The sequence below is a fragment of the Brevundimonas sp. RM1 genome, from assembly GCF_052907225.1.
Genome location: NZ_JBRERY010000001.1, coordinates 95643 through 121395, shown reverse-complemented (window position 1 = coordinate 121395; position 25753 = coordinate 95643). Strand labels below are relative to the sequence as shown.

The following is a 25753-nucleotide window of genomic DNA, read 5'->3' as shown; positions in this document are numbered from 1 at the left end:
ACCGAATGGAACCGCCCCCCGCGGCGACGGTCAAGCGTTCAGCCGTCCTTGCGGTCCAGGACGCTGGCGCTGCGGCCGGAATCGCCGACCTCGACGTCCTCCTCGACCGGTTCGCCGTCCTCATCCGTCGCGCGCTCCAGGGTGCCTTCGGCGCCGGATTCATGAATGGCGGCCAGTTCGCGAGCGCCAACGCCCAGGCCTTGCTCCAGGGCGCGATTGGTCTCGACCTCCTCCTCGAACGTCTGCTCGATGGGGTCCGGTTTGCCTGTGTCCGGTTTGTTCGGGTCGGTCATGACGGCCTCCTTCTCAATGGCTTGAAAGCAAGGCTGGAAGCCCGGTCGCGGTTCCATGCGCCGTCGATGAACCTTCTTCGGCCCAGCGCGTAGATACGGCGAAGCTGAGCCGGAGAGACGCATGACCGCCATCGAACGCCCCACCCCCGCCCAGCAGACGCGCCGTCTGGCCGTTCTGGCCGCGGCCGTCTTCGCCGTCGTCGTTCCCATCGTGCAGGCCTTGGGCGGCTTCGGCCTGAGCCAGGCGGAGTTCGCCGCCGACGGAAACCAGACCCTGCGGGTGGCGGGATACGCCTTTTCGATCTGGAGCCTGCTGTATCTGGGCATACTGATCTATGCCGGGCGCCAGGCCCTTCCCCAGACGGGCGAGAGCGTGCTGATCAACCGCATGGGCTGGCCGTCGGTCGTCGCCTTCTTCGGCATCGGCTTCTGGATCGTCATGGCGGCGCTGAACCTGAAGGCGGCCAGCGTCGTCGTCATCCTGGCCTCCCTCCTGGCCCTGCTGCTGCCGATGCTGGGCAGCGCGCGTACGATCCGCGCCACGGGGACGATGGAGCGGGACCGCTGGTTCCTGATCTGGCCGCTGGCGGCGCTGGCCGGGTGGCTGACCGTGGCGGCGCCGCTGAACCTGATCACCGTGGCGACGGCGTTCGAGGCCCTGCCCGCCGCCCTCTCGCCGACCGGCTGGGCCGTGCTGGCCGTAGTCGTCACCACCCTGGTCGGCGTTGGCGTGACCTGGGCCGTGCGGACCCTGGCCTATCCCCTGCCCATCGCCTGGGGTCTGGTGGGGGCCTTCGTGGCCGAGCAGGAGGTCAAGCCGGTGCTGGCCTTCACGGCTCTGGCGGCGGCCTTTGCGCTGGTGGTGGCGGGGGTCATCATCGTCTTCGGTTTGAGACGTGGCGTCGAACGCCGGTGACGGGCTGACAGACGCCCCAGAGACGGCTAGAAGGCCCGCCCATGAGCGCGCCCCAAAAGACCATCGCCCAGCTGGCCGAAGAGTACGGCCTCGCCCCCAATGAATATCAGGTCCTGCTGGACCGGCTGGGCCGCGAGCCCAACCAGGTCGAGCTGGGCGTCTTCTCGGTCATGTGGTCCGAGCACTGCTCCTACAAGTCGTCCAAGAAGCAGCTGATGAAGTTCCCGGTGACGGGCGAGCGCGTCATCTGCGGCCCCGGCGAGAACGCCGGCGTGATCGACATCGACGACGGCGACGCCTGCATCTTCAAGATGGAGAGCCACAACCACCCCTCCTACATCGAGCCCTATCAGGGCGCGGCGACGGGCGTGGGCGGCATCATGCGCGACGTCTTCACCATGGGCGCGCGCCCGGTGGCCCTGCTGAACGCCCTGCGTTTCGGCGATCCGTCGCACGAGAAGTCCAAGCGTCTGGTCAAGGGCGTGGTCAGCGGCATCGGCGGCTACGGCAACTGCGTCGGCGTGCCGACGGTCGCGGGCGAGACGAACTTCCACAAGGGCTACAACGGCAACATCCTGGTCAACGCCATGTGCGTCGGCCTGGCCCGCGCCGATGAGATCTATTATTCGGCCGCGCCGGAAGCGGGCCACGACGTGGTCTATTTCGGCTCCAAGACCGGCCGCGACGGCATCCACGGCGCCACCATGTCCTCGGCCGAGTTCGACGACGAGTCGGACGCCAAGCGCCCCACGGTGCAGGTCGGCGACCCCTTCGCCGAAAAGCTGCTGATCGAGGCCACGCTGGAGCTGATGGCCTCGGGCGCCGTGGCCGCCATTCAGGACATGGGCGCAGCGGGCCTGACCTCTTCGTCCGTCGAGATGGCCGGCAAGGGCGGCGTCGGCGTCGAGCTGGACCTCGACAAGGTGCCCCAGCGCGAAACCGGCATGACCGCCTATGAGATGATGCTGTCGGAAAGCCAGGAGCGGATGCTGGCCGTGCTGAAGCCCGGCTTTGAGGACGTCGGCTATCGCATCTTCCAGAAGTGGGGGCTGGACTTCGCCATCATCGGCAAGACCACCAACACCGGCCATCTGGTGCTGAAGCACCACGGCGAGGTGGTCTGCGACGTGCCGCTGGCCCCGCTGTTCGACGACGCCCCCCTGTATGACCGTCCGTGGGTCCAGCCGGAACTTCAACCGCGCCTCGACCCGGCGGAAGTCCCGGCTCCCGACAGTTGGAACGACGCCGTGCTGAAGGTCGTCGCCTGCCCCGACATGGCGTCCAAGCGCTGGATCTGGGAACAGTACGACCGCCACGTCATGGCCGACACGCTGCAGGACAGCTCGACCGGCGCCGACGCGGGCGTGATCCGTGTCCACGGCACGGAAAAGGGTCTGGCCGTCACCTCGGACTGCACCCCGCGCTATGTCCAGGCCGACCCCTATGAAGGCGGCAAGCAGGCCGTGGCCGAGGCGTGGCGCAACCTGACCGCCGTCGGTTCGCGTCCCATCGCCATCACCGACAACCTGAACTTCGGCAACCCGCAGCGCCCCGAGATCATGGGCCAGATCGTGCGCGCCACCGACGGCATGGCCGAGGCCTGCCGCGAGCTGGACTTCCCCGTCGTGAGCGGCAACGTCAGCCTGTATAACGAGACCAACGGCGTCGCCATTCCGCCGACGCCGACCGTCGGCGCCGTGGGCCTGCTGACCAACTACGACGTGACCACCGGCTTCGGCGGCGCGGCCGAGGGCGACCAACTGGTGCTGATCGGCCAGACGACCGGCGAACTTGGCGCCTCCATTTACCTGCGCGAGGTTCTGGGCCGCGAGGACGGCGCCCCGCCGCCGGTCGACCTGAAGCTGGAACGCAAGACCGGCGACTTCGTGCGCGGCCTGATCGAGGCGGGCGAGCTGACGGTCGTCCACGACCTGTCGGACGGCGGTCTGGTCGGGGCGGCGGCGGACATCGCCCTGGCCTCGGACGTCGGGATCGAACTGAACGCCTCCAGCGCCGCCCATGCCCACGCCTTCCTGTTCGGCGAGGACCAGGCCCGTTATCTGGTCGCCGTGGCGGACGCGGACGCCCTGATCGCCAAGGCCAAGGACGCGGGGCTGCACGCCTCGGTCGTCGGTCTGGTCAAGGGAACGGACTTCGCCTCCTCGGGTCCGAAGGGCGAGCTGTTCCGCATCCCCGTCGCCCATGTGCGCGAGTTCCACGAAGGCTGGATGCCGAACTGGATCGAAGGCTGATGCGCAGCGCCGCCCTCATCCTCGTCGTCGCGGGCGCCGCCCTGGTGTCGGCCTGCGAGTTCGAGGGCGGCGATCCCGTCCAGCACGCCCTGCGCGACGCGGCGGCCGCCCGACAGGCCGCCGCGCTGAAGACCACCGAGGAAGAAGAGGCGCAGGCGATCCGTCGTCCAACCGCCTCCGGCCCGGCCCTGCATGAGCCGGACGAACTGTCGCGACTGATCGCCGCCCGCCGTCAGGCGGTGGAGGAAACGCGCGCCCTGCTGGCCGCCACGACAGATCCGGCGCTGAAAGGGCAGCTGACCGGCGACTTGAAGGCCGAGGAAGGCCGTCTGCGCGCGCTGGAGGCCCGCGCCGCCGCGAGACCATGAAAAAAATGTCAGCCTAGGTTCATATTCGTGGTGTAGGAGGCCGAGCAGTGGCCTTGATACATCCTATACGGGAGCCGTCCGCTGAAAGTCGCTGTCGTCCTGCCTTTAGGTTGCTGCTTCTCCCTATCCCAACCCAACTCGATGGAGACCGTCGTCCGCACTCTGGCTCATGGCGACCAGAATGCGGAATTGCGCATCTTCTGCTGTGAAGGCGCCGAGGATCACGGAAATCTTCCGGCCTATCGCCTGCCCAGAAATAAGAAGCGGCTTTCGGCGCTTGAGAAGGCCCTGGACGACTTCGATCCGGACGTCATTGAATTCCACCAACAGCTGCGTCAGGCGCTTCAAATCTCCCGACGCTTTCCTCGCGCCACGCGCGTGCTCTATCGGCACAATGCGCTGAAGTCGCCGCGAGGCCTGTTTGACCGTTGGCGCTATGAACGACGGTTCCGCCAGATCGACGGCCTGATCTTCGTCAGCGACGCGGGACGTCGAGAATTCCTTCAGGATTATCCAAGGCAGGAGCCGAAGGCTTTCGCCGTTCCCAACCCCATCAACGTCGATCTGTGGCGCGCGCCGGTCGACGGTCGCGAACCGCTGATCGCCTTCGCCGGCCGCGCCATGCCGGAAAAGGGCGTGGACCTGATCTGCGCCGCCCTGCCCGCCGTGCTGGAGCGTCATCCCGACTGGCGCGCCGTGCTGATGCTGAACGACTGGGACAAGCACGCCGCCTGGGCCGAACCCCATGTCGCCCCTCTGGAACGGTTCGGCGACCGGGTGACGGTGTTGAAGTCGGCGCCGCTGAGCGAGGTTCGCGCGGTCATGCAGCGTGCGGCCATCGCCCTGACTCCTTCGGTCTGGGCCGAACCCTTGGGCCTGACCGCGCTGGAGGCCCATGCGGCGGGCGCGGCTCTGATCTCGTCCGGGCGCGGCGGCCTGCGCGAAGCTAGCGGCCCGCACGCCGTCTATGTCGATGATCTGACCGCCGATGGACTGGGCGCCGCGATGGACGACCTGATCCGCGACCCCGCGCGACGCCTGGAGTTGGCCCGTGCGGCTCAGGCCTATGTGGCGCACACGCACACCCCAGGGCACCGCGCGGCGCAGTTGCACGATCTACGCGAACGTCTGGTCCACGCCAAAAGTCTTGGACGATAACGCGGCGGCTGAGCCCGTTGCGGCCTCGGATCGCCGAGAGCCGCAGGCCTGCGTCAGATCTGCGGGACCGCCTGGCTGAGACGGCCGCCGACGCGGATCGGCTCGACACGCTTGGCCAGGCCCGTGCGGTCGTCGGTCTCGACGAAGACGCCGCAAATGGTCGCCGGGCCGCTGGCGGGGACATAGCGTCCGCCCGACAGACGGGTGGTGAAACGGCGCAGCGGCTCTTCCTTGTCGTTGCCGATGACGGAGTCGTAGTCGCAGCAGCCGCCCGCATCGGTCTGATAGGCCGTACCGTGGGGCAGAATCTGCGCGTCGGCGGTCGGGACGTGGGTGTGGGTGCCGACCACCAGGCTGGCGCGGCCGTCGCAGAAGTGGCCCATGCCCATCTTCTCGCTGGTGGCCTCGGCGTGCATATCGACGATGACGGCGTCGGCGACGACGCCCAGAGGCGCGGCCTCCAACTCGCGCTCCACGGCGCTGAAGGGGTCATCCATCGGGTCCATGTGGACGCGGCCCAGCACATTGATGACCAGCACCCGGCGGCCGTCCGGCGTGACGAAGACGTCCGCGCCGCGCCCTGGCGCATCCATCAGGCGCGGATAGTTGGCCGGGCGGATCAGGCGCGGCTCTCGCACGATATAGGTCAGGGCCTCGCGCTGGTCCCAGCTGTGGTTGCCCAGGGTCAGGACGTCGGCCCCGGCGTTGAAGATGTCGTTGGCGGTGTTCTCGGTGATGCCGAAACCGCCCGCCGCGTTCTCGGCGTTGACCACCACGAAATCGAGCCTGAGGTCGCGCCTCAGCCCCGGAAGATGGTCCGAAAGTCCATCGCGCCCGGACTTGCCGACCACGTCACCGAAAAACGCCAATCTCATGGGAAGGCTCTATAGCCGGTCTCGGTCAAAACGCCATGCAGGCGGATGTCGTGCGGCTCCAGATCGAGGCGATCGACCGCCTGCCCGGCATAGGCGAAGCCGACCCGGCGCGCGTCGGGCAGCATCGCGAAGGTCCGGTCGTAATAGCCGCCCCCCTGGCCCAACCGTCCGCCGTGAGCATCGAAGGCCAACAGGGGCGTCAGGATCAGGTCCGGCCGCACCACCTCGCTCAGCGGCAGAGGCGCGGGACATCCGGCGGCGTCCAGCTCCAGCGGCTCGCCCGGCGCCCAGGCGCGGAAGATCATGGCCGCGTCGCGCTCCAGCACCACCGGCAGGCACAGGCGACGGCCCGCCTGGTGCAGGACATTGGCCAGGGCGCCCGTATCCAGTTCCGACCCCATGGCGCGATAGAGGGCGACGGTCTCGGCGAGCGGCAGGGCGTCGGCATGGCCCGCCGCGCGTTCAGCGGCTTCGGGCTCGGTCTCGGTCAGACGCTTTCGCAAGGCGCGCATGGCGGCCCGGAGTTCGTGCTTGGGGGTCATCGCCGCTCGGCCCTTCGCCAAATTCCACCGTCATCCTCGGGCTTGACCCGAGGATCCAGCCTAACGGCGCACTGAACGCCGACAGGCCGAGCGCGTCGCCCAACTCGATCCTCGGGTCAAGCCCGAGGATAACGGCGGGAGAGGGAACGATTGGAGAAGTGCTCGCCAACTGCGCAAGGGACCAGCAGCCGCGTCTCCAGCGTAGCGCACCAAAACGCGCTCAAGCAGCAAGCGACCGCGTCGCGAGCGATAGCGCACTAAATAAAGATGGGTTGGCGGCGCCGCGTGAGCCGTGAAGAACGTTTAAATCCTCTCGACCTGGGTAGCCAGGTGGGCTCCGTATGCCCAGGCCCTCGAGCCCGGACAGGGACAGATCCCTATGAGTGAATTAAGGTCAGAAGGATATGTTGTCTTCGACGTGAGCCGCAGCATGACCCGCCGTCGCGTAAGATAGGCGTTCCGACGAGTTTCAACAATGGCGAAGCGCGCGTTTCTCCCTCCCCATAGAAGGGAGGGAGAAGGCCGACGCCCTACATCGTCTGGACGATCTTCTCGATACGGGCGGCCACGGCGTTCAGGGCCTCGGCCACGCCGTCGCTGGCCGGGGCGGGCGTCGCGACGGCCGCCGTCGCCGCCTTGGCGCGACCCGAGTTCTGGACCGCCGCCTGGCGTTTCGCTTCTCCAAGCTCGTCAGCCAGCATCAGGGCGGCCATCAGGAACAGGCGCACGTCGCCGACCTGGCCGACCTGATCGGCCACGCCCTGCACCCGTTCGTTGAACTGGGCCGCCAGGTCGCGCACCCGCGCCTCCTGACCGTCAGCGCAGCCCACTGCATAGGGGCGGCCGTGGACCTCTACCGTCACCGTCGCCATCAGTTCGCCTCCTCTTGCCCAGCGGCTTGCTGTGAAGCCGCCTGCTGCTGCGCCAGCACCTCGCGCACGGCGTCGGCCGCGCGGGCCAGCGCCTGGGCTGTTTCCTGACCGGCCGTCTCCAGCTCGGCGATGCGGGCCAGGTCGGCCGCGTTCGAGGCGCGCGGCGCGAACAGGTCGTCGTCCGCGATGGGCGGCGCCGAGGCGGGCCTGGCTTTCAGCTCAAGCACCTTGCGCTCCAGATCAGCCAGCGCTCGATCAATCCGCGCCTTTGCAGCCGTAACGGCGTCCATGATGGTCCTTTCTTCCAGATTCCGTGTAGAACCTGCCGGCGCGCCGGGGTAAAGCGGCGCCGCCCCCGCTTTATCCTGTTCCTGAGGAAAGGTCTCGCCGTGACCGACGCCCAAGCTGCATTCGCCAAGCCTTCGCCCAAACAGATGGCCGACGCCATCCGGGTGCTGTCCATGGATGCGGTCGAAAAGGCCAAGAGCGGCCACCCCGGCATGCCGATGGGCATGGCCGACGTCGCCACCGTCCTTTATTCGAAATTCCTGAAGTTCGACGCCAGCCGCCCCGACTGGGCCGACCGCGACCGCTTCATCCTGTCAGCCGGTCACGGCTCGATGCTGATCTACAGCCTGCTGCACCTGACGGGCTACAAGGACGCCACCCGGGAACAACTGGAAAACTTCCGCCAGTGGGGCTTCAAGACCGCTGGCCACCCCGAGTACGGCCACATGGCCGGGATCGAGACGACCACCGGCCCGCTGGGTCAGGGCCTGGCCACCTCGGTCGGCTTCGCCCTGGCGGAGCGCCATCTGGCGGCGCGCTTCGGCAAGGATCTGGTCGATCACCGCACCTGGGTCGTCGCCGGCGACGGCTGCCTGATGGAAGGCGTGTCGCAGGAAGCCATCGCCCTGGCCGGCCGCCTGAAGCTGAACAAGCTGTGCGTCCTGTGGGACGACAACGAGATCACCATCGACGGCAAGGTCTCGCTGTCGGACGCCACCGACCAACTGGCCCGCTTCAAGGCCTCGGGCTGGGCGGTCAAGGCCATCGACGGCCACGACTATAGGCAGATCCAGAAGGCCCTGGCCTGGGCGACCAAGCAGGACAAGCCGACGCTGATCGCCTGCAAGACCAAGATCGGCAAGGGCGCCGCCACCATGGAAGGCAGCCACAAGACCCACGGCGCCGCCCTGGGCGCCACCGAGATCGCGGCGACCCGTCAGGCGCTGAACTGGCCCTTCGCGCCGTTCGAGCTGCCGGAAGGCGTGCAGAAGGCCTGGGCCAAGGTCGGCAAGCAGGGCGGCAAGACCCGCAAGGCCTGGGAAGGCCGTCTGCTGAACCACGCTCAGCGCGACGACTTCGCCCGCGCCATGGCCGGCGACCTGCCCACCGGCGCCTTCGAGGCGCTGGACGCCAAGCTGAAGCAACTGGTCGTTGACAAGCCCGCCCTGGCCACGCGCCAGTCGTCGGGCGAGGCGCTGGAGACGGTGTTCAACGCCATCCCCGAAATGGTCGGCGGCTCGGCCGACCTGACGGGCTCGAACAACACCTTCGTCAAGAACACCCAGATCATGGACGCGCCGGATTACGCCGGCCGTTACCTGAACTACGGCATCCGCGAGTTCGGCATGGCCGCGGCGATGAACGGTCTGGCGCTGCACGGCGGGGTCATCCCCTACGGCGGCACCTTCATGGCGTTTGCGGACTACAGCCGTCCGGCGATCCGTCTGGGCGCCCTGATGGGCGTACGCGCGATCCACGTCCTGACGCACGACAGCATCGGCCTGGGCGAAGACGGCCCGACGCACCAGCCGGTCGAGCATCTGGCGGCCCTGCGCGCCATCCCCAACCTGCTGACCATGCGCCCGGCGGACACGGTCGAGGCGCTGGAGTGCTGGCAGGTCGCCCTGCAGCACAAGACCACGCCGACCGCCATGTGCCTGTCGCGTCAGAAAACCCCGGCCGTGCGCGTGACCGACGCGGGCGAGAACCTGTCGCGCAAGGGCGCCTATGAGCTGAAGGCCGCCAACGGCGAGGCGAAGGTCACCCTGTTCGGCACCGGCACCGAGGTCGCCCTGGCCCTGAAGGCCGCCGAGACGCTGGAGGCCGAAGGCGTGCCCACCCGCGTGGTGTCGGTCCCCTGCTTCGCCCTGTTCGAGCAGCAGCCCAAGGCCTATCAGGACGCCGTCATCGGCCGCGGCACGGTGCGCGTCGCCGTCGAGGCCGCCATCAAGCAGGGCTGGGAACGCTTCATCGGCGAAGACGGAGGCTTCGTCGGCATGGCCGGCTTCGGCGCCTCGGCCCCGGCCGAAGTCCTCTACCGCGAGTTCGGCATCACCGCCGAAGCCGTGGTCGAAGCCGCCAAGGCCCGGCTGTAAGCTCCATGCGCCGCCTCGCCCTCGTCCTGAGCTTCGGCTTATCGATGGCGGGCGGCGCGCCTGCCTTCGCCGAGACAACCGCCCCCATGGCGGTCGAGACGCCCGTTGTCATCGGCCAGTCCTACGCCCTGCCCTCCGCCGTCATGAACCAGACGCGCGAGATCAACGTCTGGCTGCCGCCCGGCTATGCCAAGGGCAGCCAGACCTATCCCGTCCTCTACGTCCTCGACGGCGGACAGGATCAGGACTTTCACCACATCTCGGGCATCGCCCAGTTGGGGACCATCGTCGGCACGACGCGCGACGTCATCGTCGTGGGCGTCGCCTCGATGGACCGCCGCAACGAGCTTGCCCTGCCGACCGACGACGCCGAACTGATCTCCCGCTATCCGACGCAAGGGCAATCCGACCGCTTCCGCCGTTTCGTCGGCGAAGAGGTCATGCCCTTCATCGAAGTCCGCTATCGCACCAGCGGCGAGACGGCCCTGATGGGCGAGTCCCTGGCGGGCCTATTCGTGGTCGAGACCTTCCTGAAAGAGCCGCAGATGTTCGACGCCTATGTCGCCGTCAGCCCCAGCCTGTGGTGGGACGGCGGCCAGCTGGCGCGGCAGTCAGGAGCGCATCTGCGCGACCACTCCAACGATCCGCGCACCCTGATCCTGACGCTGGGCGACGAGGGCGAGATGATGCAGGCGCCGATGGACGTGCTGACCGCCAACCTGCGCGATCACGCCCTGCCCGGCGTCACCTGGGACTTCACCCCGCGCCCGAACGAGAGCCACGCCACCATCTATCACGGCGCCGCGCTGGACGCCTTCCGCCGCCTCTATGCGGTTCCGGCCGAGCCGGGAACCTGAACGACTTTTCGGAGCCTGACGCCATGAAGATCGGCACGCCGCTTACTGACCACGCCACGCGCGTCATGCTGCTGGGCTCGGGCGAGCTGGGCAAGGAGGTGGCCATCGAGCTGCAACGCCTCGGCGCCGAGGTGATCGCGGTCGACCGCTACGCCAACGCCCCCGCCATGCAGGTGGCGCACCGCAGCCACGTCATCCCCATGACCGATCCCCAGGTGCTGAACGGGATCATCATGGCCGAGGCCCCGCACATCATCGTGCCGGAAATCGAGGCCATCGCCACCGACGCCCTGGCGGCTATCGAGGCGGCGGGGCTGGCCCGCGTCATCCCCACCGCCCGCGCCACCCAGCTGACCATGAACCGCGAAGGCATCCGCCGTCTGGCCGCCGAAGAGCTGAGCCTGCCGACCAGTCCCTACGCCTTCGCCGCCTCGGCCGAGGAACTGGCGGCGGGGGCGCAGGCGGTGGGCTTCCCCTGCTTCGTCAAGCCGGTCATGTCGTCCTCGGGCAAGGGCCAGTCCTATGTCGAGGGGCCTGAGGGCGTGGCCGAGGCCTGGGCCTATGCCGAAGCGTCGGGGCGGGTCGCGGGCGGCGTCGTCATCGTCGAGGGGCGCATCGACTTCGACTATGAGATCACCCTGCTGACGGTGCGGTCGTTGCGCGACGGCGCCGTCCGCACGGACTTCTGCGCCCCCATCGGTCATCGCCAGCAGAAGGGCGACTATGTCGAAAGCTGGCAGCCGCAGATCATGAGCCCCGCCGCCCTGAAGACGGCGCAGGCCATTGCGGCCAAGGTGACGGAGGCGCTGGGCGGTCTCGGCGTGTTCGGCGTCGAACTGTTCGTGAAGGGCGACGAGGTCTGGTTCTCGGAGGTGTCGCCGCGTCCGCATGACACCGGGCTGGTGACGCTGGCGACGCAGGTCATGAGCGAGTTCGCCCTGCACGCCCGCGCCATTCTGGGCTTGCCCGTGGACGTGACCTTGCGCGAACCCGGCGCCAGCGCCGTCATCTACGGCGGCATGGAGGCCGAGGGCGTGGTGTTCGAAGGCGTGGTCGAGGCCCTGTCGGTCCCGACCGCCGACCTGCGCCTGTTCGGCAAGTCCGAGGCGTTTGAGCGCCGCCGCATGGGCGTGGCCCTGGCGCGCGGCGCCGACACGGACGAAGCGCGTGCGCGCGCGGCCGAGGCGGCGGGCAAGGTGCGGGTAGTCGCTCCGTAGTCCTTCTCCCACAACGGGAGAAGGACCGGCCAAGCTTCTTCGACTTTTGTCGATTGGCGCCGGACGCGATTAGGGTCCAAAAAAGACGAAAGGTCGCACCCAGTCGACCCGGAGGACCGTTCGTCATGGGCAAGCTCAAGACGGCGCTGATATTCGGCGCCATCGCTATCCTGGGGGCTGTGTCCCTCGCCGTCATCGCCCTGCACCAGGGCGAGAGCATCAGCGCCGTCTGGATCGTGGTCGCGGCGCTGTGCGTCTACGCCATCGCCTACCGCTTCTACGCCCGCTATCTGGCCGGGAAGGTGCTGGGGCTGAACGCAAGGCGGCCCACACCGGCCGTCCGGCACAATGACGGGTTGGATTACGTTCCGACGCCACGCAACGTCCTGTTCGGCCACCATTTCGCGGCCATCGCGGGCGCAGGGCCGCTGGTCGGGCCGGTGCTGGCGGCGCAGATGGGCTATCTGCCCGGCGTGCTGTGGATTCTGGTCGGCGCCGTGCTGGCGGGGGCGGTGCAGGACATGATCGTCCTGTTCATGTCGACCCGCCGCGACGGCCGGTCGCTGGGCGACATGGTCCGCACCGAGATGGGCCCCATCCCCGGCGTCATCGCCCAGGTCGGGGTGCTGATGATCATGGTCATCATCCTGGCCGTGCTGGCGCTGGTGGTGGTCAAGGCCCTGGCTGAGAGCCCGTGGGGAACCTTCACCGTCGCCGCCACCATTCCCATCGCCGTCTTCATGGGGCTGTACACCCGCTTTCTGCGCCCCGGCCGCGTGGGCGAGGTGTCGGTGATCGGCGTGGTGCTGCTGGTCCTAGCCATCATCGGCGGGGGCCATATCGCCGCCGATCCGTTCTGGGGTCCGGCCTTCACCCTGTCGGGCACGACGCTGGCCATCGCCATGATGGCCTACGGCTTCATCGCCTCGGTCATTCCCGTGTGGCTGCTGCTGGCGCCGCGCGACTACCTGTCCACCTTCCTGAAGATCGGCGCCATCGTCGCCCTGGCCGTCGGCATATTGATCGTGCGCCCGCATGTGCAGATGCCCGCCATCACCCCCTTCATCGACGGCACCGGGCCGGTCTTCTCGGGCGCCCTGTTCCCCTTCCTGTTCATCACCATTGCTTGTGGCGCGGTCTCGGGCTTCCACGCCCTGATCTCGTCCGGCACCACGCCGAAGCTGCTGGAGAACGAGAACCAGATCCCGCTGATCGGCTACGGCGCCATGCTGTGCGAAAGCTTCGTGGCGATCATGGCCCTGATCGCCGCCACCGTGCTGGACCCGGCCGTCTATTTCGCCATGAACAGCCCGGTCGCCGTCATCGGCGACAACGCCGCCTCGGCCGCCGCCGCCGTGGCCCAGTGGGGCTTCCACATCACTCCGGCCGAGCTGGAGCAACTGGCCAAGGACGTCGGCGAACACTCCATCCTGTCGCGTGCAGGCGGTGCCCCGACCCTGGCGGTCGGCATGGCGCACATCCTGTCGGGCGTCATCGGCGGCAAGGCCATGATGGCCTTCTGGTACCACTTCGCCATCCTGTTCGAGGCCCTGTTCATCCTGACCACGGTCGATGCGGGCACCCGCGTCTGCCGCTTCATGATCCAGGATCTGCTGGGCATGGCCGTGCCCAAGATGCGCCAGACGCAATCCTGGACCGGCAACGTCGTGGCCACGGCCCTGACGGTCGGGCTGTGGGGCTATTTCCTCTATACCGGCGTGGTCGATCCACTGGGCGGGATCAACAGCCTGTGGCCCCTGTTCGGCATCGCCAACCAGATGCTGGCGGCGGTCGCCTTGATCCTGGGCACGGTCGTCCTGTTCAAGATGAAGCGGCACAGGTTCGCCTGGGCCACGGCGGTTCCGGCGGTCTGGCTGCTGATCTGCACGGTCACGGCAGGACTGCAGAAGCTGTTCCACCCCGACGTGAAGATCGGCTTCCTGGCCCACGCCCGGAAGTATCAGGACGCCATGGCCGCCGGCGACATCCTGGCCCCGGCCAAGACCATCGGCGACATGCACCGGGTCATCGTCAACGACTACGTCAACTCAGCGCTGACGGCGGGCTTCCTGTTCGTCGTGCTGACGGTCGTGGTCTATGGCGTCGGGGCCTGCCTCAAGGCGCTGAAGTCCGACCAGCCGACCGTGGTCGAAACCCCGGCCGCGCATGAGCTGACCCTGACCGACGAAGCGATGGACATCGCCCGTGCTTAAGTCCTCTTCATCCTCAGCGACGACCGGCGGCGCAGACCTGCTCTGCGCCTGCCGGGACACGTTGGTGCGGTGGGGCAAGGACGCCCGCCGCACCGCCGGGCTGATGATCGGCCAGCCGGATTATGACGCCTATGTCGCCCACGCCGCCGTCACCCATCCGGATCAGGCGCCGCTGGACCGCACCGCCTTCTTCCGCCTGCATGAGGCGCGGCGGTTCGGCGAAGGCGGCGGCTTCCGCTGCTGCTGAAGCGGCTTGACCGCACCCGGACGGTTACAGGCGATCATATCTTGTTACGGGCCTTGTTACGGCGACGGGGTTGCAACCGCGCGCGCTCCGTCCCACTAAGGCGCCAATCATAACCGCCCCTGTTCAGGAGACTGCTCCCCATGACCGTTCGCGTCGCCATCAACGGCTTCGGCCGCATCGGCCGCCTCGTCCTTCGCTCGATCGTCGAGCACGGCCGCAAGGACATCGAGGTCGTGGCGATCAACGACCTGGGCCCGGTCGAGACCAACGCCCACCTGTTCCGCTATGACTCGGTGCACGGCCGCTTCCCCGGCACGGTCACGACGGGCGAGGACTGGATCGACGTCGGCACCGGCAAGATCAAGGTCACGGCCGAGCGCGACCCGGCCAACCTGCCGCACGCCGAGCTGAAGGTGGACATCGCCCTGGAATGCACGGGCATCTTCACCTCCAAGGACAAGGCCTCGGCCCACCTGAAGGCCGGAGCCAAGCGCGTGCTGGTCTCGGCCCCGGCCGACGGCGCCGACAAGACCATCGTCTTCAAGGTCAACCATGAGACCCTGACGACCGACGACATCGTCGTGTCCAACGGCTCGTGCACGACCAACGCCCTGGCCCCGGTGGCCAAGGTGCTGCACGACCTGTTCGGCATCGAGCGCGGCTACATGACCACCATCCACGCCTACACCGGCGACCAGCCGACGCTGGATACGATGCACAAGGATCTGTACCGCGGCCGCGCCGCCGCCCTGTCGATGATTCCGACCTCGACCGGCGCCGCCAAGGCCCTGGGCCTGGTCCTGCCGGAACTGAAGGGCAAGCTGGACGGCTCGTCGATCCGCGTCCCGACCCCGAACGTCTCGGTCGTCGACCTGAAGGTCGTCGCCGGTCGCGAAGTCACCGTCGAGGAAATCAACGCCGCCCTGCTGGCCGCCGCAAACGGCCCGATGAGCGGCGTCCTGGCCACGACCACCGACCCGCTGGTCTCGGTCGACCTGAACCACGTGGCCGCCTCTTCGACCGCCGCCCTGCCCCAGACGCAGGTCGTCGACGACAAGCTGGCCCGCGTCCTGACCTGGTACGACAACGAGTGGGGCTTCGCGACCCGCATGGCCGACACCGCCCTGGTGATGGCGAAGTTCCTCTGATCCGGCCTCGCGCCTGACAGACTGCTGACCTATGAGGGGCTCTCGCCGAACGGCTGAGAGCCCCTTGTTTCAAGACGACGGGCCCGCCGCCCAGATCAAAAGACGGACCACCGATGACCTTCCGCACCCTCGACGACGTTTCCGACCTTTCGGGCAAGGCCGCCCTGGTCCGCGTGGATTTCAACGTGCCGATGGAGGACGGGAACGTCACCGACGACACCCGTCTGAAAGCCGCCCTGCCGACCATCCACCGCCTGCGCGAGGCGGGCGCCAAGGTGGTGCTGCTGGCCCACTTCGACCGTCCCAAGGGCGAGCGCGTGCCGTCGATGAGCCTGAAGCCCGTGGTCGAGCCGCTGGAGCTGCTGCTGCACGGCCCCGTGCGCTTCGCCGACGACTGCGTGGGCGATGAGGCCAAGGCCGCCGTGGCCGATCTGGACGCGGGCGGCGTGCTGCTGCTGGAGAACGTCCGCTTCCACAAGGGCGAGGAAAAGAACGACCCGGCCTTCGCCCAGCAGCTGGCGGAACTGGGCGACCTCTACGTCAACGACGCCTTCTCGGCCGCGCACCGCGCCCACGCCTCGACCGAGGGTCTGGCCCGCCTGCTGCCCGCCTATGCCGGTTGCGCCATGGCGCGCGAGCTTGAGGCGCTGGACGCGGCGCTCGGCAAGCCGCAGAAGCCGGTCATCGGCATCGTCGGCGGTGCCAAGGTCTCGACCAAGCTGGACCTGCTGAAGAACCTGGTCGCCAAGCTGGACTACCTGGCCATCGGCGGCGGCATGGCCAACACCTTCCTGTTCGCCCAGGGCGTCGATGTCGGCGGCTCGCTGTGCGAGAAGGATCTGGCCGACACCGCCCGCGAGATCATCGAGGAAGCCCGCCGTCAGGGCTGCGAACTGCTGCTGCCGGTCGATGTGGTGGTGGCCAAGGGCGTCAAGCCGGGCATCGAGTCGGGCGTGCGCGCCCTGGATCGCATCGCCGCCGACGACCTGATCCTGGACGCTGGGCCTGAGACGGTCGCCCGTCTGAACCGCGCCATGGATCTGTCGAAGACGCTGATCTGGAACGGTCCGCTGGGCGTGTTCGAGGTTCCGCCCTTCGACAAGGCCACGGTCGAGGCCGCCAAACACGCCGCCGAACTGGCCAAGGCCGGCAAACTGGTCGCCGTGGCCGGCGGCGGCGACACTGTCGCGGCCCTGAACCACGCGGGCACGGCCGACGACATGACCTTCGTCTCCACCGCGGGCGGCGCCTTCCTGGAATGGATGGAGGGCAAGGTTCTGCCGGGCGTCGAGGCCCTGCGCGCCGCCTAAAAACGTCAAGGCGAGGGCTGTTCGCGGCCCTCGCCCCTGATGTCTGAAGCTTTAGTCTTCGCCGTCCATGTCGACGGCGCGCGCGACCAGATCGCGCCACGTCGGATCGGTGTCGTCCACCAGATCGACGTCGTCCAGCAGGGCCACCGCCCCGCCGCCGTCGGGCAGGATCAGACCCAGCACCTCCATCAGATCGCCGTCGGGCCCGACATGGGCCTCGGCCTGAACGATCACCGCCGCCTGTTCGCCGTCGTCTTCCCACCAGATGACCGGCTGAGGCAGCTCCATGTCGATGACGCGCGCCTCTTCGGTGTCGCCCAGAGCGAACACGGCCTTGCCCGCCTGAACATCGTCCAGCGTCGCCACGGCCCCGTTGAAGGGCGTCAGCCGCGCCCAGTCGTCGACGTCGAAACCGCCGCCGTCCTCATCCAGCGCATCATCGTTCTGGCTCATCGCCGCTCCTTGGTCAGATACGCCGAGGCGTCGCGTCCACTTAGAGGCTGCGCGCCCAAAGTCCACCAGGCTTGCGCCCTGTCACATCGGCGTGACTTCCCCCGCCCGACCGGCTAAGACCTCGGGCAAAATCATATCTGGTTCAGGAGACTATCCATGGCGCGCATCACGCTGCGACAACTGCTCGACCACGCGGCGGAGCACGACTACGGCCTGCCCGCCTACAACATCAACAACATGGAACAGGGCCTGGCCATCATGGAGGCCGCCGACGCCGTCAATGCGCCGGTCATCATCCAGGCCTCGCGCGGCGCCCGCTCCTACGCCAACGACGTCGTCCTGGCCAAGCTGATCGACGCCCTGGCTGAACTGTATCCGCACATCCCGGTCTGCATGCACCAGGACCACGGCAACGGCCCGGCCACCTGCGCCACCGCCATCCAGTACGGCTTCACCTCGGTGATGATGGACGGCTCGCTGGAAGAAGACGCCAAGACCCCCGCCTCCTACGAATACAACGTCGACGTGACGCGCCGCGTCACCGAGATGGCCCACAGCTGCGGCGTCTCGGTCGAGGGCGAACTGGGCGTGCTGGGCTCGCTGGAGACCGGCATGGGCGAGGCCGAGGACGGCCACGGCTTCGAGGGCAAGCTGGACCACTCGGCCCTGCTGACCGACCCGGATCAGGCCGTCGACTTCGTCAAGGCCACCAAGGTCGACGCCCTGGCCATCGCCATGGGCACCTCGCACGGCGCCTACAAGTTCACGCGCCAGCCGGACGGCGAAGTCCTGGCCATGAACGTGATCGAGGAAATCCACCGTCGCCTGCCCAACACCCACCTGGTGATGCACGGATCAAGCTCGGTGCCGCAGGATCTGCAGGACATCATCAACGCCTATGGCGGCCAGATGCCCCAGACCTGGGGCGTGCCGGTCGAAGAGATCCAGCGCGGCATCAAGAACGGCGTGCGCAAGGTGAACATCGACACCGACAACCGCATGGCCATGACCGGCGCCATCCGCAAGCTGCTGGCCGAAAAGCCGGGCGAGTTCGACCCGCGCGCCTATCTGAAGCCCGCCAAGGAAGCCATGCGCAAGCTGTGCCAGGAGCGCTATCTGCAGTTCGGCTGCGAAGGCATGGCCTCCAAGATCAAGCCCCTGTCCACCGCCCAGATGGCCAAGCGCTACGCTTCGGGCGAACTGGACCCGCGCATCGGCTGATCGCCGGTCGCGTCTTGATCAGACTGAAACGCCCGCCTTCGTCGACCGGAGGCGGGCGTTTTCATGTTCACCAGACGCCGTAGCGGCCGCCGATCGCCCCGCGCACCGCCCGCGCCTCGATCTCTGCGTAGTGAAGCGCCTCTTCGGCCTGGCGCGCATCGCGACGGGCGTCGCGAATTTCGTCACGCACTTCACGGATACGGTCGCGGATGCGGCGGCGCTCCTCGTCGGTCAGGCCGTCCTGGCGCAGCTCGCGCTGTTTGGCCTCCAGCTTGTCCTCGCGATTGTCGATGCGGCTGATCGCCGAGTTCAACGCGCTCTCGGCAGAGGCCACCGCCTGCTCGACCGCATGGATGCGCCGCCCGTCCTCATAGGCAGGCAGGAAGTCTCGCTCCTCGGCCGGGGCGCAGACCCCGCCGTAGCTGTTCCCTTCGCGCCCCTGCCGGAAGCCGTTCTCCCAGGTGCAATAGGTTCGCAGCCCGTCTTCTCGCGAGGCCAGATAGGCGCTCATGTTCGGCGCCACCCCGTATTTGGCGCAGGCCTTGGCGTGCTCGTCCAGGCGGCTGACCTGGCGTCCGGCCGCGCCGTCGCGCCAGCCCTGACCGCCCCAGTCGCCGACCAGGCACTGATCCTCGTTCATGGTGGCGCAGCCCGACAACAGCGTCAGGCCCGAAACAGCGACAACGGCGGCGATCAGCGACTTCATCTTCGGCCTCTCCAGGGGCGTTTTCGCGTTTGAGGTCTGATGACGTCTCTGCACGCAAGCCATGCTATTTCGCCTTATGGCCGATGAACCTTTGCTGACGGAAGACGACGAAACGCTCGAGGATGCGCCGCGCGCCGCAGAACGACTTCAGGCGCGCATCGACGCGCCGGGCGTGCGTCTGGACAAGGCTCTGGCCGAGGCCTTCCCGACCCTGTCCCGCGCCCGGCTCCAGGCCCTGCTGGCCGACGGCGCCGTCACCCGCGACGGCCAGACGGTCTCCAACGGTTCGGCCAAGGCCCAACCCGGTCTCTATGTGGTCGCCCTGCCGCCCGTCGCCCCGGCCACGCCTCAGCCGGAAGCCATCCCCCTGACGGTGCTGTTCGAGGACGCCGACCTGATCGTCATCGACAAGGCGCCCGGCATGGCCGCCCACCCGGCGCCGGGCTGCGAGACCGGCACCCTGGTCAACGCCCTTCTGGCCCACTGCGGCGACAGTCTCTCCGGCATCGGCGGCGTGGCCCGCCCCGGCATCGTCCACCGCCTCGACAAGGACACCTCGGGCGTCATGGTCGCCGCCAAGTCCGACCGCGCCCACGCAGGGCTCTCCGCCCTGTTCGCCGCCCACGACATCGAGCGCACCTATGTGGCCCTGACGCGCGGCGCGCCCTCGCCCGAGAAAGGCCGCATCCAGACCCAGATCGGCCGTTCCAGCGGCGACCGCAAGAAGATGGCCGTGCTGCGCTCCGGCGGACGCGAGGCGATCACCGACTATGTGGTCCAGCAGACCTTCGGCCGCCCGGCCAAGGCCTCGAACGCTCCGCTGGCGGCTCGCGTCGCCTGCACCCTGCACACCGGCCGCACCCACCAGATCCGCGTCCACATGGCGTCCAAGGGCGCGCCCCTGCTCGGCGATCCCGTCTACGGCTCGGGCAGTCCGGCTGCTGCCGTCCGCGCCGCCGTCGAGGCGTCCGGCTTGAAACGCCAGGCCCTGCACGCCGCCGTCCTCGGCTTCATCCACCCTGTCACCGGCGAAGCCCTTCGCTTCGAAACCGCCCCGCCGGACGACATGCAACGCCTCGAAGCCCTACTGTCCGAACTCTGACGCTCCGGACCGGCGTCCGACTGCGCCAAACTGTCCGCTTTATTAGCAACAACATCTGTGCTAGATAATGACGACGACGGCGAAGGACTGAGCATCGCCGCCGAATTGGGACAATCCGCCCCTTTCGCTTCGGGCAACGGATTCCCATCTTGTCAGTTGAGGGGCGAGGTGATGACGCACGTCATGTGGTCGGAACCGCAACGCCAGCTCATGTAGCCGGAGGGACCATATGGCCAACAATACGCTGACGGTGATGTCGCCTGAACAGGGACTGTCCCGTTATCTTACGGAAATCCGTAAGTTTCCCATGCTGACCAAGGATGAGGAGTTCATGCTCGCCAAGCGGTGGAGCGAACACCAGGATCCTGAGGCCGCCCACCGTCTCGTGACCTCTCACCTGCGCCTCGTGGCCAAGATCGCCATGGGTTATCGCGGCTATGGCCTGCCGATCGGCGAGGTGATCTCCGAGGGCAACGTCGGCCTGATGCAGGCCGTCAAGAAATTCGATCCCGACAAGGGCTTCCGCCTGGCGACCTACGCCATGTGGTGGATTCGCGCCTCGATCCAGGAATACATCCTGCGCTCCTGGTCCCTGGTGAAGATGGGCACCACGGCCGCCCAAAAGAAGCTCTTCTTCAACCTGCGCAAGGCCAAGAGCCAGATCTCGGCTTTCGAGGAAGGCGACCTGCACCCTGAGCATCTGACGGCCATCGCCACCAAGCTGGGCGTGTCGGAAGAAGAAGTCACCAACATGAACCGCCGCCTCGGCGGCGACGCCTCGCTGAACGCCCCGCTGCGCGCGGACGGCGAAAGCGAGTGGCAGGACTGGCTGGCCGACGACGACGCCGTCAGCCAGGAAACCCAACTCGCCGAAAACGAGGAAAAGTCGATCCGCATGAGCCTGCTGCAAGAGGCCATGGAGGAACTGACCGACCGCGAGAAGCACATCCTGACCGAGCGCCGCCTCAAGGACGACCCCGTCACGCTGGAAGAACTCGCCGGCCAGTACGGCGTCAGCCGCGAGCGCGTGCGTCAGATCGAGGTGCGCGCCTTCGAAAAGCTGCAGAAGGCCATGCGCGCTGCGGCCGAGGAACGGAACCTGGTCGACGCCTGACGTCGACCAGGGCTCACTACCCTGCCCGCGCCAGGGTCTCGGGCGGCGCCAGCTTCAGCACCGCCTGAACCGGCGCCGTTAGCGCGACCTTGGTCGGCGCCCCGGCGGCCAGCACCGTATCCAGACCCGCTGCGGCGATCGCCAGCGGCGCGTCGCCGGTCTTGATGGCCAGCGCTTTCAGGGTCTCGGCCTGCTGCTTGATGGCTCGCACGGCCTGCATCGGATCGCTGTCGAACTGCGTCAGGGCCGAAAACAGGATCCGCATAGCCTGATCCTTGACCGCCACCGCGGCCTCGGCGCCGGAACGCGGCTTGTCCGCCTTGCGCTTCTGCGGCCCGGCGTAGTCGTCCGAGTTGAAGCGTCGCCGATCCGGCCCGACATAGCCCACCGCCTCGACCCAGTCGCGCGGCTTGGTCGCCAGGTTCTCGATCCGTCGTTGCAGATCGCCGCTGGTGAAGGGTTTTCTCAGGAATTCGTGCACGCCGGAATCCCGCGCGCCCTTGATGGCGCTGGCGGTCGCCTCGGCCGTCACCATGATGATCGGCGCGCGGCGGCATGACAGGCTGGAGCGACGGATGCGCCGCACCAGGGCCTCGCCGTCCAGCTTCGGCCCCGCCCGCTCGGTGCAGATCAGGCCCGGCTCCATCTCGCGCGCCAGGTCCAGCACCCGCGCCTCGTCGCCCTCGACCACGACTTCGCGCGATCCGAACCCCTTCAGCAGGTCCATCAACAGGCGCGCGGCGGCGGGATTGGGGTCGACGATCAGCACACGCCGAACCACCGGCGCGATCCTCTGCATCGTCTTGGCGTCTAGGGCGAACACGGGGCGAGCTCCATTCCAGAGCCCGACCCTATGCCCCACGGGTTAAGGCGATGTTGCCTCAGCCCAAAAACGTAAACTCAACCTTGGAAAGGATCGCGCATCAGAATGGTGTCGTCCCGCTCGGGGCTGGTCGACAGCAGGGCCACCGGCGCGCCGATCAGCTCCTCGATCCGCCGCACATACTTCAGCGCATGGGCGTTCAAATCCTTGAAGCTGCGGACGCCAGCCGTGCTTTCGTTCCAGCCTTCCAGCTCTTCGAACACCGGCTCGGCCGAGGCCTGATCCTTTAGGCTGGACGGCAGATAATCCAGCACCTCGCCGTTGATGCGATAGCCGACGCAAATCTTCAGCGTCTTCAACCCGTCCAGCACGTCCAGCTTGGTCAGGGCGATGCCGTCGATGCCGTTGATCGCCACCGACTGGCGCACCAGCACCGCGTCGAACCAGCCGCAGCGACGCGCCCGGCCGGTGTTCACGCCGACCTCGCGACCGACCACAGCCAGATGTTCGCCGACCTCGTCGTTCAGTTCGCAGGCGAAGGGGCCTTCACCGACGCGGGTCGTATAGGCCTTCACGATGCCCAGCACATAGCCGACGCCGCGCGGACCGACGCCCGACCCCGCCGCCGCCTGTCCGGCGATGGTGTTCGAACTGGTCACATAGGGATAGGTGCCGTGATCCACGTCCAGGAAGGCGCCCTGGGCCCCTTCGAACAGCACGCGCTTGCCCGCCTTCTGCGCGGCGTCCAGCACCCGCCACGCCGGCTTGACGTAGGGCAGGATCTTCGGCGCGATCTCCAGCAGTTGCGCCAACAGGGCCGCCGGGTCGATCGGCTCCAGTCCCAGACCTGCGCGCAGCGGATCATGGTGCGAGCGCAGGCGGTCGATCTTGATCTTCAGGTCGTCTTCATTGGCCAGGTCGCAGACGCGGATGGCCCGACGCCCCACCTTGTCCTCATAGGCCGGGCCGATGCCGCGTCCGGTCGTGCCGATCTTGGCGCCCGGCGCGCTGGCGGCGGCTTCGCGCGCCACGTCCAGCGCCGGATGGATCGGCAGGATCAGGCAGGCGTTGTCGGCGATGGTCAGGATGTCAGGGGTGATGGCCACGCCCTGGGCCTGGATCTTCTCGATCTCGCCGACCAGGTGCCAGGGGTCCACGACCACGCCGTTGCCGATGATCGAGGGCTTGCCCTGCACCACGCCCGACGGCAGCAGCGCCAGCTTGTAGACCTTGCCGTCGACGACCAGCGTATGCCCGGCGTTATGGCCGCCCTGGAACCGCACGACCATGTCGGCCCGGTTCGACAGCCAGTCGACAATCTTGCCCTTGCCCTCGTCGCCCCATTGGGCGCCGACCACTGCGACGTTAGCCAAGACCGTTTCTCCGCAATCCAGAATGCGGTGGGAGCCTATAACCCCTGAATCGTCCGGAGTCGCCCCCCAAAGGGCGTAGAATGGGCGACAGAATTATCCGGCCAGTTCGTCGACCGCCGCCTGGAACGCCCACTCCAGCCATGGCGTCGCGGCCACGACGTCCGCCGTTTCCACCGTACAGCCGCACCACAGGCGCAAGCCCGGAGGCGCATAACGATGCGGCTCCATGTCATAGACCGCCCCCTCGCCTTCCAGCAGCCCCTTGAACCGCTTCACGAAGGCCTTCTGTCCCGCCTCGTCCATCGCCGCGATACGCGGATCGACGAACTTCAGACAGACCGACGTGGTCGAGCGGATTTCGGGGCGTTCCGGCAGGAAGTCGATCCAGTCGGTCCGCTCCACCCACTCGGCCAGGGCCGCATAGTTGGCGTCTGTGCGCGCGATCAGCGCAGGCAGGCCGCCTGCGCCCTTCGCCCAGTCCAGCGCGTCGATCCAGTCCTCGATGGTCAGGACCGAGAAGGTGTTCATCACCACCCCGTCCGCCAGGGTCCGGTCAAAACCCTTCTTGTCGACGATCCGCAGCACCTTGGGCACGGCCCGATCGGGGCGATAGGTATCCAGCCGCGCCACGGCGCGCGGCGACAGCACCATCAGGCCGATGCCCGCCTCGCCGCCCAGCGCCTTCTGGAAGCTGAAGGTCGTCACATCCAGCTTGTCCCACGGCAGGTCCATCGCAAACGCCGCCGAGGTCGCGTCGCAGATGGTCAGCCCCTCGCGATCATCGGCGATCCAATCCCCGTCCGGCACGCGCACGCCCGAGGTCGTGCCGTTCCACGGAAACACCACGTCCTTCTTCGGATCGACCTTCGACAGGTCAGGCAGTTCGCCCCACGGCGCCGTCAGCACTTCCGGCTCCAACTTCAAGTGATCGCGCACGTCCGTCGCCCAGACCTGGCCGAAATTTTCATAGGCGACGACCTGCACCGGCCGCTCGCCCAGCATGCACCACAGCGCCGCCTCGACCGCGCCCGTGTCCGACCCCGGCGTATAGAGCAGCACATAGTCGTCCGGCGGACTCAGCACTTCGCGCGTCAGCTTCAGCCCATGCGCGAACCGCTCGGCCACTTCCGGCGCGCGGATGCCCCGGCCCATCAGGTTCGTCGGCAGTCCCGCCAGCGACCAGCCCGGACGCTTGGCCGTCGGCCCGGCCGAGAACCAGGGGCGAGCGGGCTTGGCGGCGGGCTTGGGCGTCATGACGGTCTCTACAGTCTCGGGGAGGAGAAGAAGGAAGCTAAGCCCTTAGGCCATCAACGGCCGGGCTTGTAGGGCCGGCGCTCACGCCATTCGGTCGCAAACCGGACCAGTTCGTCGTCCGGCGTCTCCGGCAGCGTCACCACCAGTTTCGCCAGCAGATCGCCGCGCTTGCCGTTCGCATGGGCCCCGCGCCCCTTCAGCCGCAGCACCTTGCCCGAGTTCGAGCCCTTAGGGATGGTCATCATCACCGCGCCCTCGGGCGTCGGCACCTGGATCTTCCCGCCTAGCACCGCGTCGGGGACCGACACCGCCAGATCCATCGTCAGATCGGCGCCGTCGCGCTTGAACACCGGATGCGGCTGGATGCGCAGTTCGATCAGGGCGTCGCCCGCCTGACCGCCCCGCCCCGGCGCGCCCTGCCCCTTCAGCCGGATCACCTGGCCTTCGGAAGCGCCCTTGGGAATGGCCACATCCAGCATCCGCCCATCCGAGAACTGGATGCGCCGCGTCGTCCCGGCGATGGCGTCCTCAAGGCTGATGTCCAGTGTCGCCCGCACGTCCTGGCCGCGCCCGCCGCCGAACCCACGCCCAGCCCCACGCCCGCCGCCGCCGAAAGCGCCGAAAATCTCTTCCAGATCGATGTCGTCGAGGCTGGCCCGGCCGCCGGGACCGCCCTCGCCGCGCCCGCCGAAGCCGAAGCCCCCGAAACCGCCGCCGCCCGGCCGTCCGCCCTGCGCCCCCCCGCCGAAGCCGCGGAACTGCTCGCGTCCGTCGGCGTCTATCTCGCCGCGATCATATTTGGCGCGTTTCTCGGCGTCGCCCAACAGGTCGAAGGCGGCGGTGATGCGCTTGAACCGTTCCTCGGCGGCCTTGTCGCCGGGGTTCTTGTCGGGGTGCAGTTCCTTGGCCAGCTTGCGGAACGCCTTCTTGATCTCGTCCGCGCTCGCGCCCTTGGAAACGCCCAGTTCCTGATAGGGATCGCCAGCCAATTTTCGCTCCACTCCGGATCAATACAGACCAGAGCGTCAGTTAAGCCATGCGCCCGCCCGCCGAAA

Annotated in this window: 25 protein-coding genes and 1 other RNA gene; 14 read left to right on the top strand and 12 right to left on the bottom strand. The window is 67.9% G+C overall.

What is annotated here, in order from left to right; genetic code table 11:
• Positions 1-38 precede the first annotated feature (38 nt).
• Positions 39-293, bottom strand: a complete 255-nt coding sequence (locus ACU5AP_RS00630) for a hypothetical protein (protein WP_223851005.1) — start codon at positions 291-293, stop codon at positions 39-41.
• 121 nt (positions 294-414) lie between these two features.
• Between ACU5AP_RS00630 and ACU5AP_RS00625 the strand changes: the two genes are divergently transcribed.
• The 4 genes from ACU5AP_RS00625 (at position 415) to ACU5AP_RS00610 (ending at position 4987) form a co-directional block, all read left to right on the top strand.
• Positions 415-1209 carry a hypothetical protein gene (locus ACU5AP_RS00625; RefSeq protein ID WP_128720529.1) on the top strand — a complete coding sequence of 265 codons (795 nt, stop codon included), beginning with the start codon at positions 415-417 and terminating at the stop codon, positions 1207-1209.
• A gap of 41 nt (positions 1210-1250) precedes the next feature.
• Positions 1251-3461 carry a phosphoribosylformylglycinamidine synthase subunit PurL gene (purL, locus tag ACU5AP_RS00620; protein WP_128720530.1) on the top strand — a complete coding sequence of 737 codons (2211 nt, stop codon included), beginning with the start codon at positions 1251-1253 and terminating at the stop codon, positions 3459-3461.
• Positions 3461-3829: a hypothetical protein gene (locus ACU5AP_RS00615; protein WP_003165789.1), complete on the top strand. Its 369-nt coding sequence runs from the start codon at positions 3461-3463 to the stop codon at positions 3827-3829. The genes purL and ACU5AP_RS00615 overlap by 1 nt, the downstream gene beginning before the upstream one ends.
• Positions 3830-3970: 141 nt before the next feature.
• Positions 3971-4987, top strand: a complete 1017-nt coding sequence (locus ACU5AP_RS00610) for a glycosyltransferase family 4 protein (RefSeq protein ID WP_128720531.1) — start codon at positions 3971-3973, stop codon at positions 4985-4987.
• A gap of 53 nt (positions 4988-5040) precedes the next feature.
• On the opposite strand, the gene ACU5AP_RS00605 is transcribed toward ACU5AP_RS00610, so the two are convergent.
• The 5 genes from ACU5AP_RS00605 to ACU5AP_RS00585 all read right to left on the bottom strand — a co-directional run bounded on the left by ACU5AP_RS00605 (position 5041) and on the right by ACU5AP_RS00585 (position 7566).
• On the bottom strand, positions 5041-5862 hold the full coding sequence (locus tag ACU5AP_RS00605; RefSeq protein WP_088410121.1) for a TIGR00282 family metallophosphoesterase: 822 nt from the start codon (positions 5860-5862) through the stop codon (positions 5041-5043).
• Positions 5859-6404, bottom strand: a complete 546-nt coding sequence (locus ACU5AP_RS00600) for a 5-formyltetrahydrofolate cyclo-ligase (RefSeq protein WP_128720532.1) — start codon at positions 6402-6404, stop codon at positions 5859-5861. Before ACU5AP_RS00600 ends, ACU5AP_RS00605 begins: the two co-directional genes overlap by 4 nt.
• Before the next feature lie 274 nt (positions 6405-6678).
• Positions 6679-6839: non-coding RNA, 6S RNA (gene ssrS, locus ACU5AP_RS00595), on the bottom strand.
• Between the two features lie 95 nt (positions 6840-6934).
• Positions 6935-7276, bottom strand: a complete 342-nt coding sequence (locus ACU5AP_RS00590) for a cell division protein ZapA (protein WP_003165793.1) — start codon at positions 7274-7276, stop codon at positions 6935-6937.
• A complete protein-coding gene (locus ACU5AP_RS00585) occupies positions 7276-7566 on the bottom strand; it encodes a hypothetical protein (RefSeq protein ID WP_003165794.1) in 291 nt (96 codons plus the stop codon). Before ACU5AP_RS00585 ends, ACU5AP_RS00590 begins: the two co-directional genes overlap by 1 nt.
• Before the next feature lie 144 nt (positions 7567-7710).
• Between ACU5AP_RS00585 and tkt the strand changes: the two genes are divergently transcribed.
• The 7 genes from tkt (at position 7711) to ACU5AP_RS00550 (ending at position 16652) form a co-directional block, all read left to right on the top strand.
• A complete protein-coding gene (gene tkt / locus ACU5AP_RS00580) occupies positions 7711-9660 on the top strand; it encodes a transketolase (protein ID WP_219995957.1) in 1950 nt (649 codons plus the stop codon).
• 5 nt (positions 9661-9665) lie between these two features.
• Positions 9666-10517 (top strand): alpha/beta hydrolase, encoded by an 852-nt coding sequence (locus tag ACU5AP_RS00575; RefSeq protein WP_003165796.1) that lies wholly within the window; start codon positions 9666-9668, stop codon positions 10515-10517.
• 23 nt (positions 10518-10540) lie between these two features.
• The gene (purT, locus tag ACU5AP_RS00570; protein ID WP_446680664.1) at positions 10541-11734 is read left to right on the top strand and encodes a formate-dependent phosphoribosylglycinamide formyltransferase; all 1194 of its coding nucleotides are present in this window, start codon (positions 10541-10543) and stop codon (positions 11732-11734) included.
• Between the two features lie 125 nt (positions 11735-11859).
• Complete coding sequence (locus tag ACU5AP_RS00565) at positions 11860-13947, top strand: carbon starvation CstA family protein (protein ID WP_128720535.1); 2088 nt, start codon at positions 11860-11862, stop codon at positions 13945-13947.
• Positions 13940-14194 (top strand): YbdD/YjiX family protein, encoded by a 255-nt coding sequence (locus ACU5AP_RS00560; RefSeq protein WP_128720536.1) that lies wholly within the window; start codon positions 13940-13942, stop codon positions 14192-14194. The genes ACU5AP_RS00565 and ACU5AP_RS00560 overlap by 8 nt, the downstream gene beginning before the upstream one ends.
• Before the next feature lie 140 nt (positions 14195-14334).
• Positions 14335-15342 (top strand): type I glyceraldehyde-3-phosphate dehydrogenase, encoded by a 1008-nt coding sequence (gap, locus tag ACU5AP_RS00555; protein WP_446680663.1) that lies wholly within the window; start codon positions 14335-14337, stop codon positions 15340-15342.
• Positions 15343-15455: 113 nt separating this feature from the next.
• The gene (locus ACU5AP_RS00550; RefSeq protein ID WP_128720538.1) at positions 15456-16652 is read left to right on the top strand and encodes a phosphoglycerate kinase; all 1197 of its coding nucleotides are present in this window, start codon (positions 15456-15458) and stop codon (positions 16650-16652) included.
• Between the two features lie 51 nt (positions 16653-16703).
• Here ACU5AP_RS00550 and ACU5AP_RS00545 read toward each other — a convergent pair whose 3' ends face one another.
• Positions 16704-17105 (bottom strand): hypothetical protein, encoded by a 402-nt coding sequence (locus ACU5AP_RS00545; RefSeq protein WP_046653215.1) that lies wholly within the window; start codon positions 17103-17105, stop codon positions 16704-16706.
• 156 nt (positions 17106-17261) lie between these two features.
• Here ACU5AP_RS00545 and fba point away from each other — a divergent pair, with 156 nt between their 5' ends.
• A complete protein-coding gene (fba, locus tag ACU5AP_RS00540; RefSeq protein WP_003165803.1) occupies positions 17262-18326 on the top strand; it encodes a class II fructose-bisphosphate aldolase in 1065 nt (354 codons plus the stop codon).
• Between the two features lie 67 nt (positions 18327-18393).
• On the opposite strand, the gene ACU5AP_RS00535 is transcribed toward fba, so the two are convergent.
• Positions 18394-19032 carry a DUF2799 domain-containing protein gene (locus tag ACU5AP_RS00535; protein ID WP_197733798.1) on the bottom strand — a complete coding sequence of 213 codons (639 nt, stop codon included), beginning with the start codon at positions 19030-19032 and terminating at the stop codon, positions 18394-18396.
• Between the two features lie 76 nt (positions 19033-19108).
• Here ACU5AP_RS00535 and ACU5AP_RS00530 point away from each other — a divergent pair, with 76 nt between their 5' ends.
• Positions 19109-20134: an RluA family pseudouridine synthase gene (locus ACU5AP_RS00530; protein ID WP_446680662.1), complete on the top strand. Its 1026-nt coding sequence runs from the start codon at positions 19109-19111 to the stop codon at positions 20132-20134.
• 229 nt (positions 20135-20363) lie between these two features.
• Positions 20364-21248 (top strand): RNA polymerase sigma factor RpoH, encoded by an 885-nt coding sequence (gene rpoH, locus ACU5AP_RS00525; RefSeq protein WP_003165807.1) that lies wholly within the window; start codon positions 20364-20366, stop codon positions 21246-21248.
• 16 nt (positions 21249-21264) lie between these two features.
• On the opposite strand, the gene ACU5AP_RS00520 is transcribed toward rpoH, so the two are convergent.
• The 4 genes from ACU5AP_RS00520 to ACU5AP_RS00505 form a co-directional block, all read right to left on the bottom strand.
• Positions 21265-22071: a response regulator gene (locus ACU5AP_RS00520; protein ID WP_312121080.1), complete on the bottom strand. Its 807-nt coding sequence runs from the start codon at positions 22069-22071 to the stop codon at positions 21265-21267.
• A 77-nt stretch (positions 22072-22148) separates the two neighbouring features.
• Positions 22149-23444 carry an adenylosuccinate synthase gene (locus tag ACU5AP_RS00515; protein WP_128720539.1) on the bottom strand — a complete coding sequence of 432 codons (1296 nt, stop codon included), beginning with the start codon at positions 23442-23444 and terminating at the stop codon, positions 22149-22151.
• Between the two features lie 93 nt (positions 23445-23537).
• Positions 23538-24698: a phosphoserine transaminase gene (locus tag ACU5AP_RS00510; RefSeq protein WP_128720540.1), complete on the bottom strand. Its 1161-nt coding sequence runs from the start codon at positions 24696-24698 to the stop codon at positions 23538-23540.
• Between the two features lie 53 nt (positions 24699-24751).
• Positions 24752-25687 carry a DnaJ C-terminal domain-containing protein gene (locus ACU5AP_RS00505; protein ID WP_446680661.1) on the bottom strand — a complete coding sequence of 312 codons (936 nt, stop codon included), beginning with the start codon at positions 25685-25687 and terminating at the stop codon, positions 24752-24754.
• Positions 25688-25753: the final 66 nt, after the last annotated feature.

What these genes read in the sequence shown, in the direction of transcription:
- ACU5AP_RS00630 (WP_223851005.1), bottom strand. Translation starts at nt 293, where the DNA reads ATGACCGACCCGAACAAACCGGACACAGGCAAACCGGACCCCATCGAG.
- ACU5AP_RS00625 (WP_128720529.1), top strand. Translation starts at nt 415, where the DNA reads ATGACCGCCATCGAACGCCCCACCCCCGCCCAGCAGACGCGCCGTCTG.
- purL (WP_128720530.1), top strand. Translation starts at nt 1,251, where the DNA reads ATGAGCGCGCCCCAAAAGACCATCGCCCAGCTGGCCGAAGAGTACGGC.
- ACU5AP_RS00615 (WP_003165789.1), top strand. Translation starts at nt 3,461, where the DNA reads ATGCGCAGCGCCGCCCTCATCCTCGTCGTCGCGGGCGCCGCCCTGGTG.
- ACU5AP_RS00610 (WP_128720531.1), top strand. Translation starts at nt 3,971, where the DNA reads ATGGAGACCGTCGTCCGCACTCTGGCTCATGGCGACCAGAATGCGGAA.
- ACU5AP_RS00605 (WP_088410121.1), bottom strand. Translation starts at nt 5,862, where the DNA reads ATGAGATTGGCGTTTTTCGGTGACGTGGTCGGCAAGTCCGGGCGCGAT.
- ACU5AP_RS00600 (WP_128720532.1), bottom strand. Translation starts at nt 6,404, where the DNA reads ATGACCCCCAAGCACGAACTCCGGGCCGCCATGCGCGCCTTGCGAAAG.
- ACU5AP_RS00590 (WP_003165793.1), bottom strand. Translation starts at nt 7,276, where the DNA reads ATGGCGACGGTGACGGTAGAGGTCCACGGCCGCCCCTATGCAGTGGGC.
- ACU5AP_RS00585 (WP_003165794.1), bottom strand. Translation starts at nt 7,566, where the DNA reads ATGGACGCCGTTACGGCTGCAAAGGCGCGGATTGATCGAGCGCTGGCT.
- tkt (WP_219995957.1), top strand. Translation starts at nt 7,711, where the DNA reads ATGGCCGACGCCATCCGGGTGCTGTCCATGGATGCGGTCGAAAAGGCC.
- ACU5AP_RS00575 (WP_003165796.1), top strand. Translation starts at nt 9,666, where the DNA reads ATGCGCCGCCTCGCCCTCGTCCTGAGCTTCGGCTTATCGATGGCGGGC.
- purT (WP_446680664.1), top strand. Translation starts at nt 10,541, where the DNA reads ATGAAGATCGGCACGCCGCTTACTGACCACGCCACGCGCGTCATGCTG.
- ACU5AP_RS00565 (WP_128720535.1), top strand. Translation starts at nt 11,860, where the DNA reads ATGGGCAAGCTCAAGACGGCGCTGATATTCGGCGCCATCGCTATCCTG.
- gap (WP_446680663.1), top strand. Translation starts at nt 14,335, where the DNA reads ATGACCGTTCGCGTCGCCATCAACGGCTTCGGCCGCATCGGCCGCCTC.
- ACU5AP_RS00550 (WP_128720538.1), top strand. Translation starts at nt 15,456, where the DNA reads ATGACCTTCCGCACCCTCGACGACGTTTCCGACCTTTCGGGCAAGGCC.
- ACU5AP_RS00545 (WP_046653215.1), bottom strand. Translation starts at nt 17,105, where the DNA reads ATGAGCCAGAACGATGATGCGCTGGATGAGGACGGCGGCGGTTTCGAC.
- fba (WP_003165803.1), top strand. Translation starts at nt 17,262, where the DNA reads ATGGCGCGCATCACGCTGCGACAACTGCTCGACCACGCGGCGGAGCAC.
- ACU5AP_RS00535 (WP_197733798.1), bottom strand. Translation starts at nt 19,032, where the DNA reads ATGAAGTCGCTGATCGCCGCCGTTGTCGCTGTTTCGGGCCTGACGCTG.
- ACU5AP_RS00530 (WP_446680662.1), top strand. Translation starts at nt 19,109, where the DNA reads ATGGCCGATGAACCTTTGCTGACGGAAGACGACGAAACGCTCGAGGAT.
- rpoH (WP_003165807.1), top strand. Translation starts at nt 20,364, where the DNA reads ATGGCCAACAATACGCTGACGGTGATGTCGCCTGAACAGGGACTGTCC.
- ACU5AP_RS00510 (WP_128720540.1), bottom strand. Translation starts at nt 24,698, where the DNA reads ATGACGCCCAAGCCCGCCGCCAAGCCCGCTCGCCCCTGGTTCTCGGCC.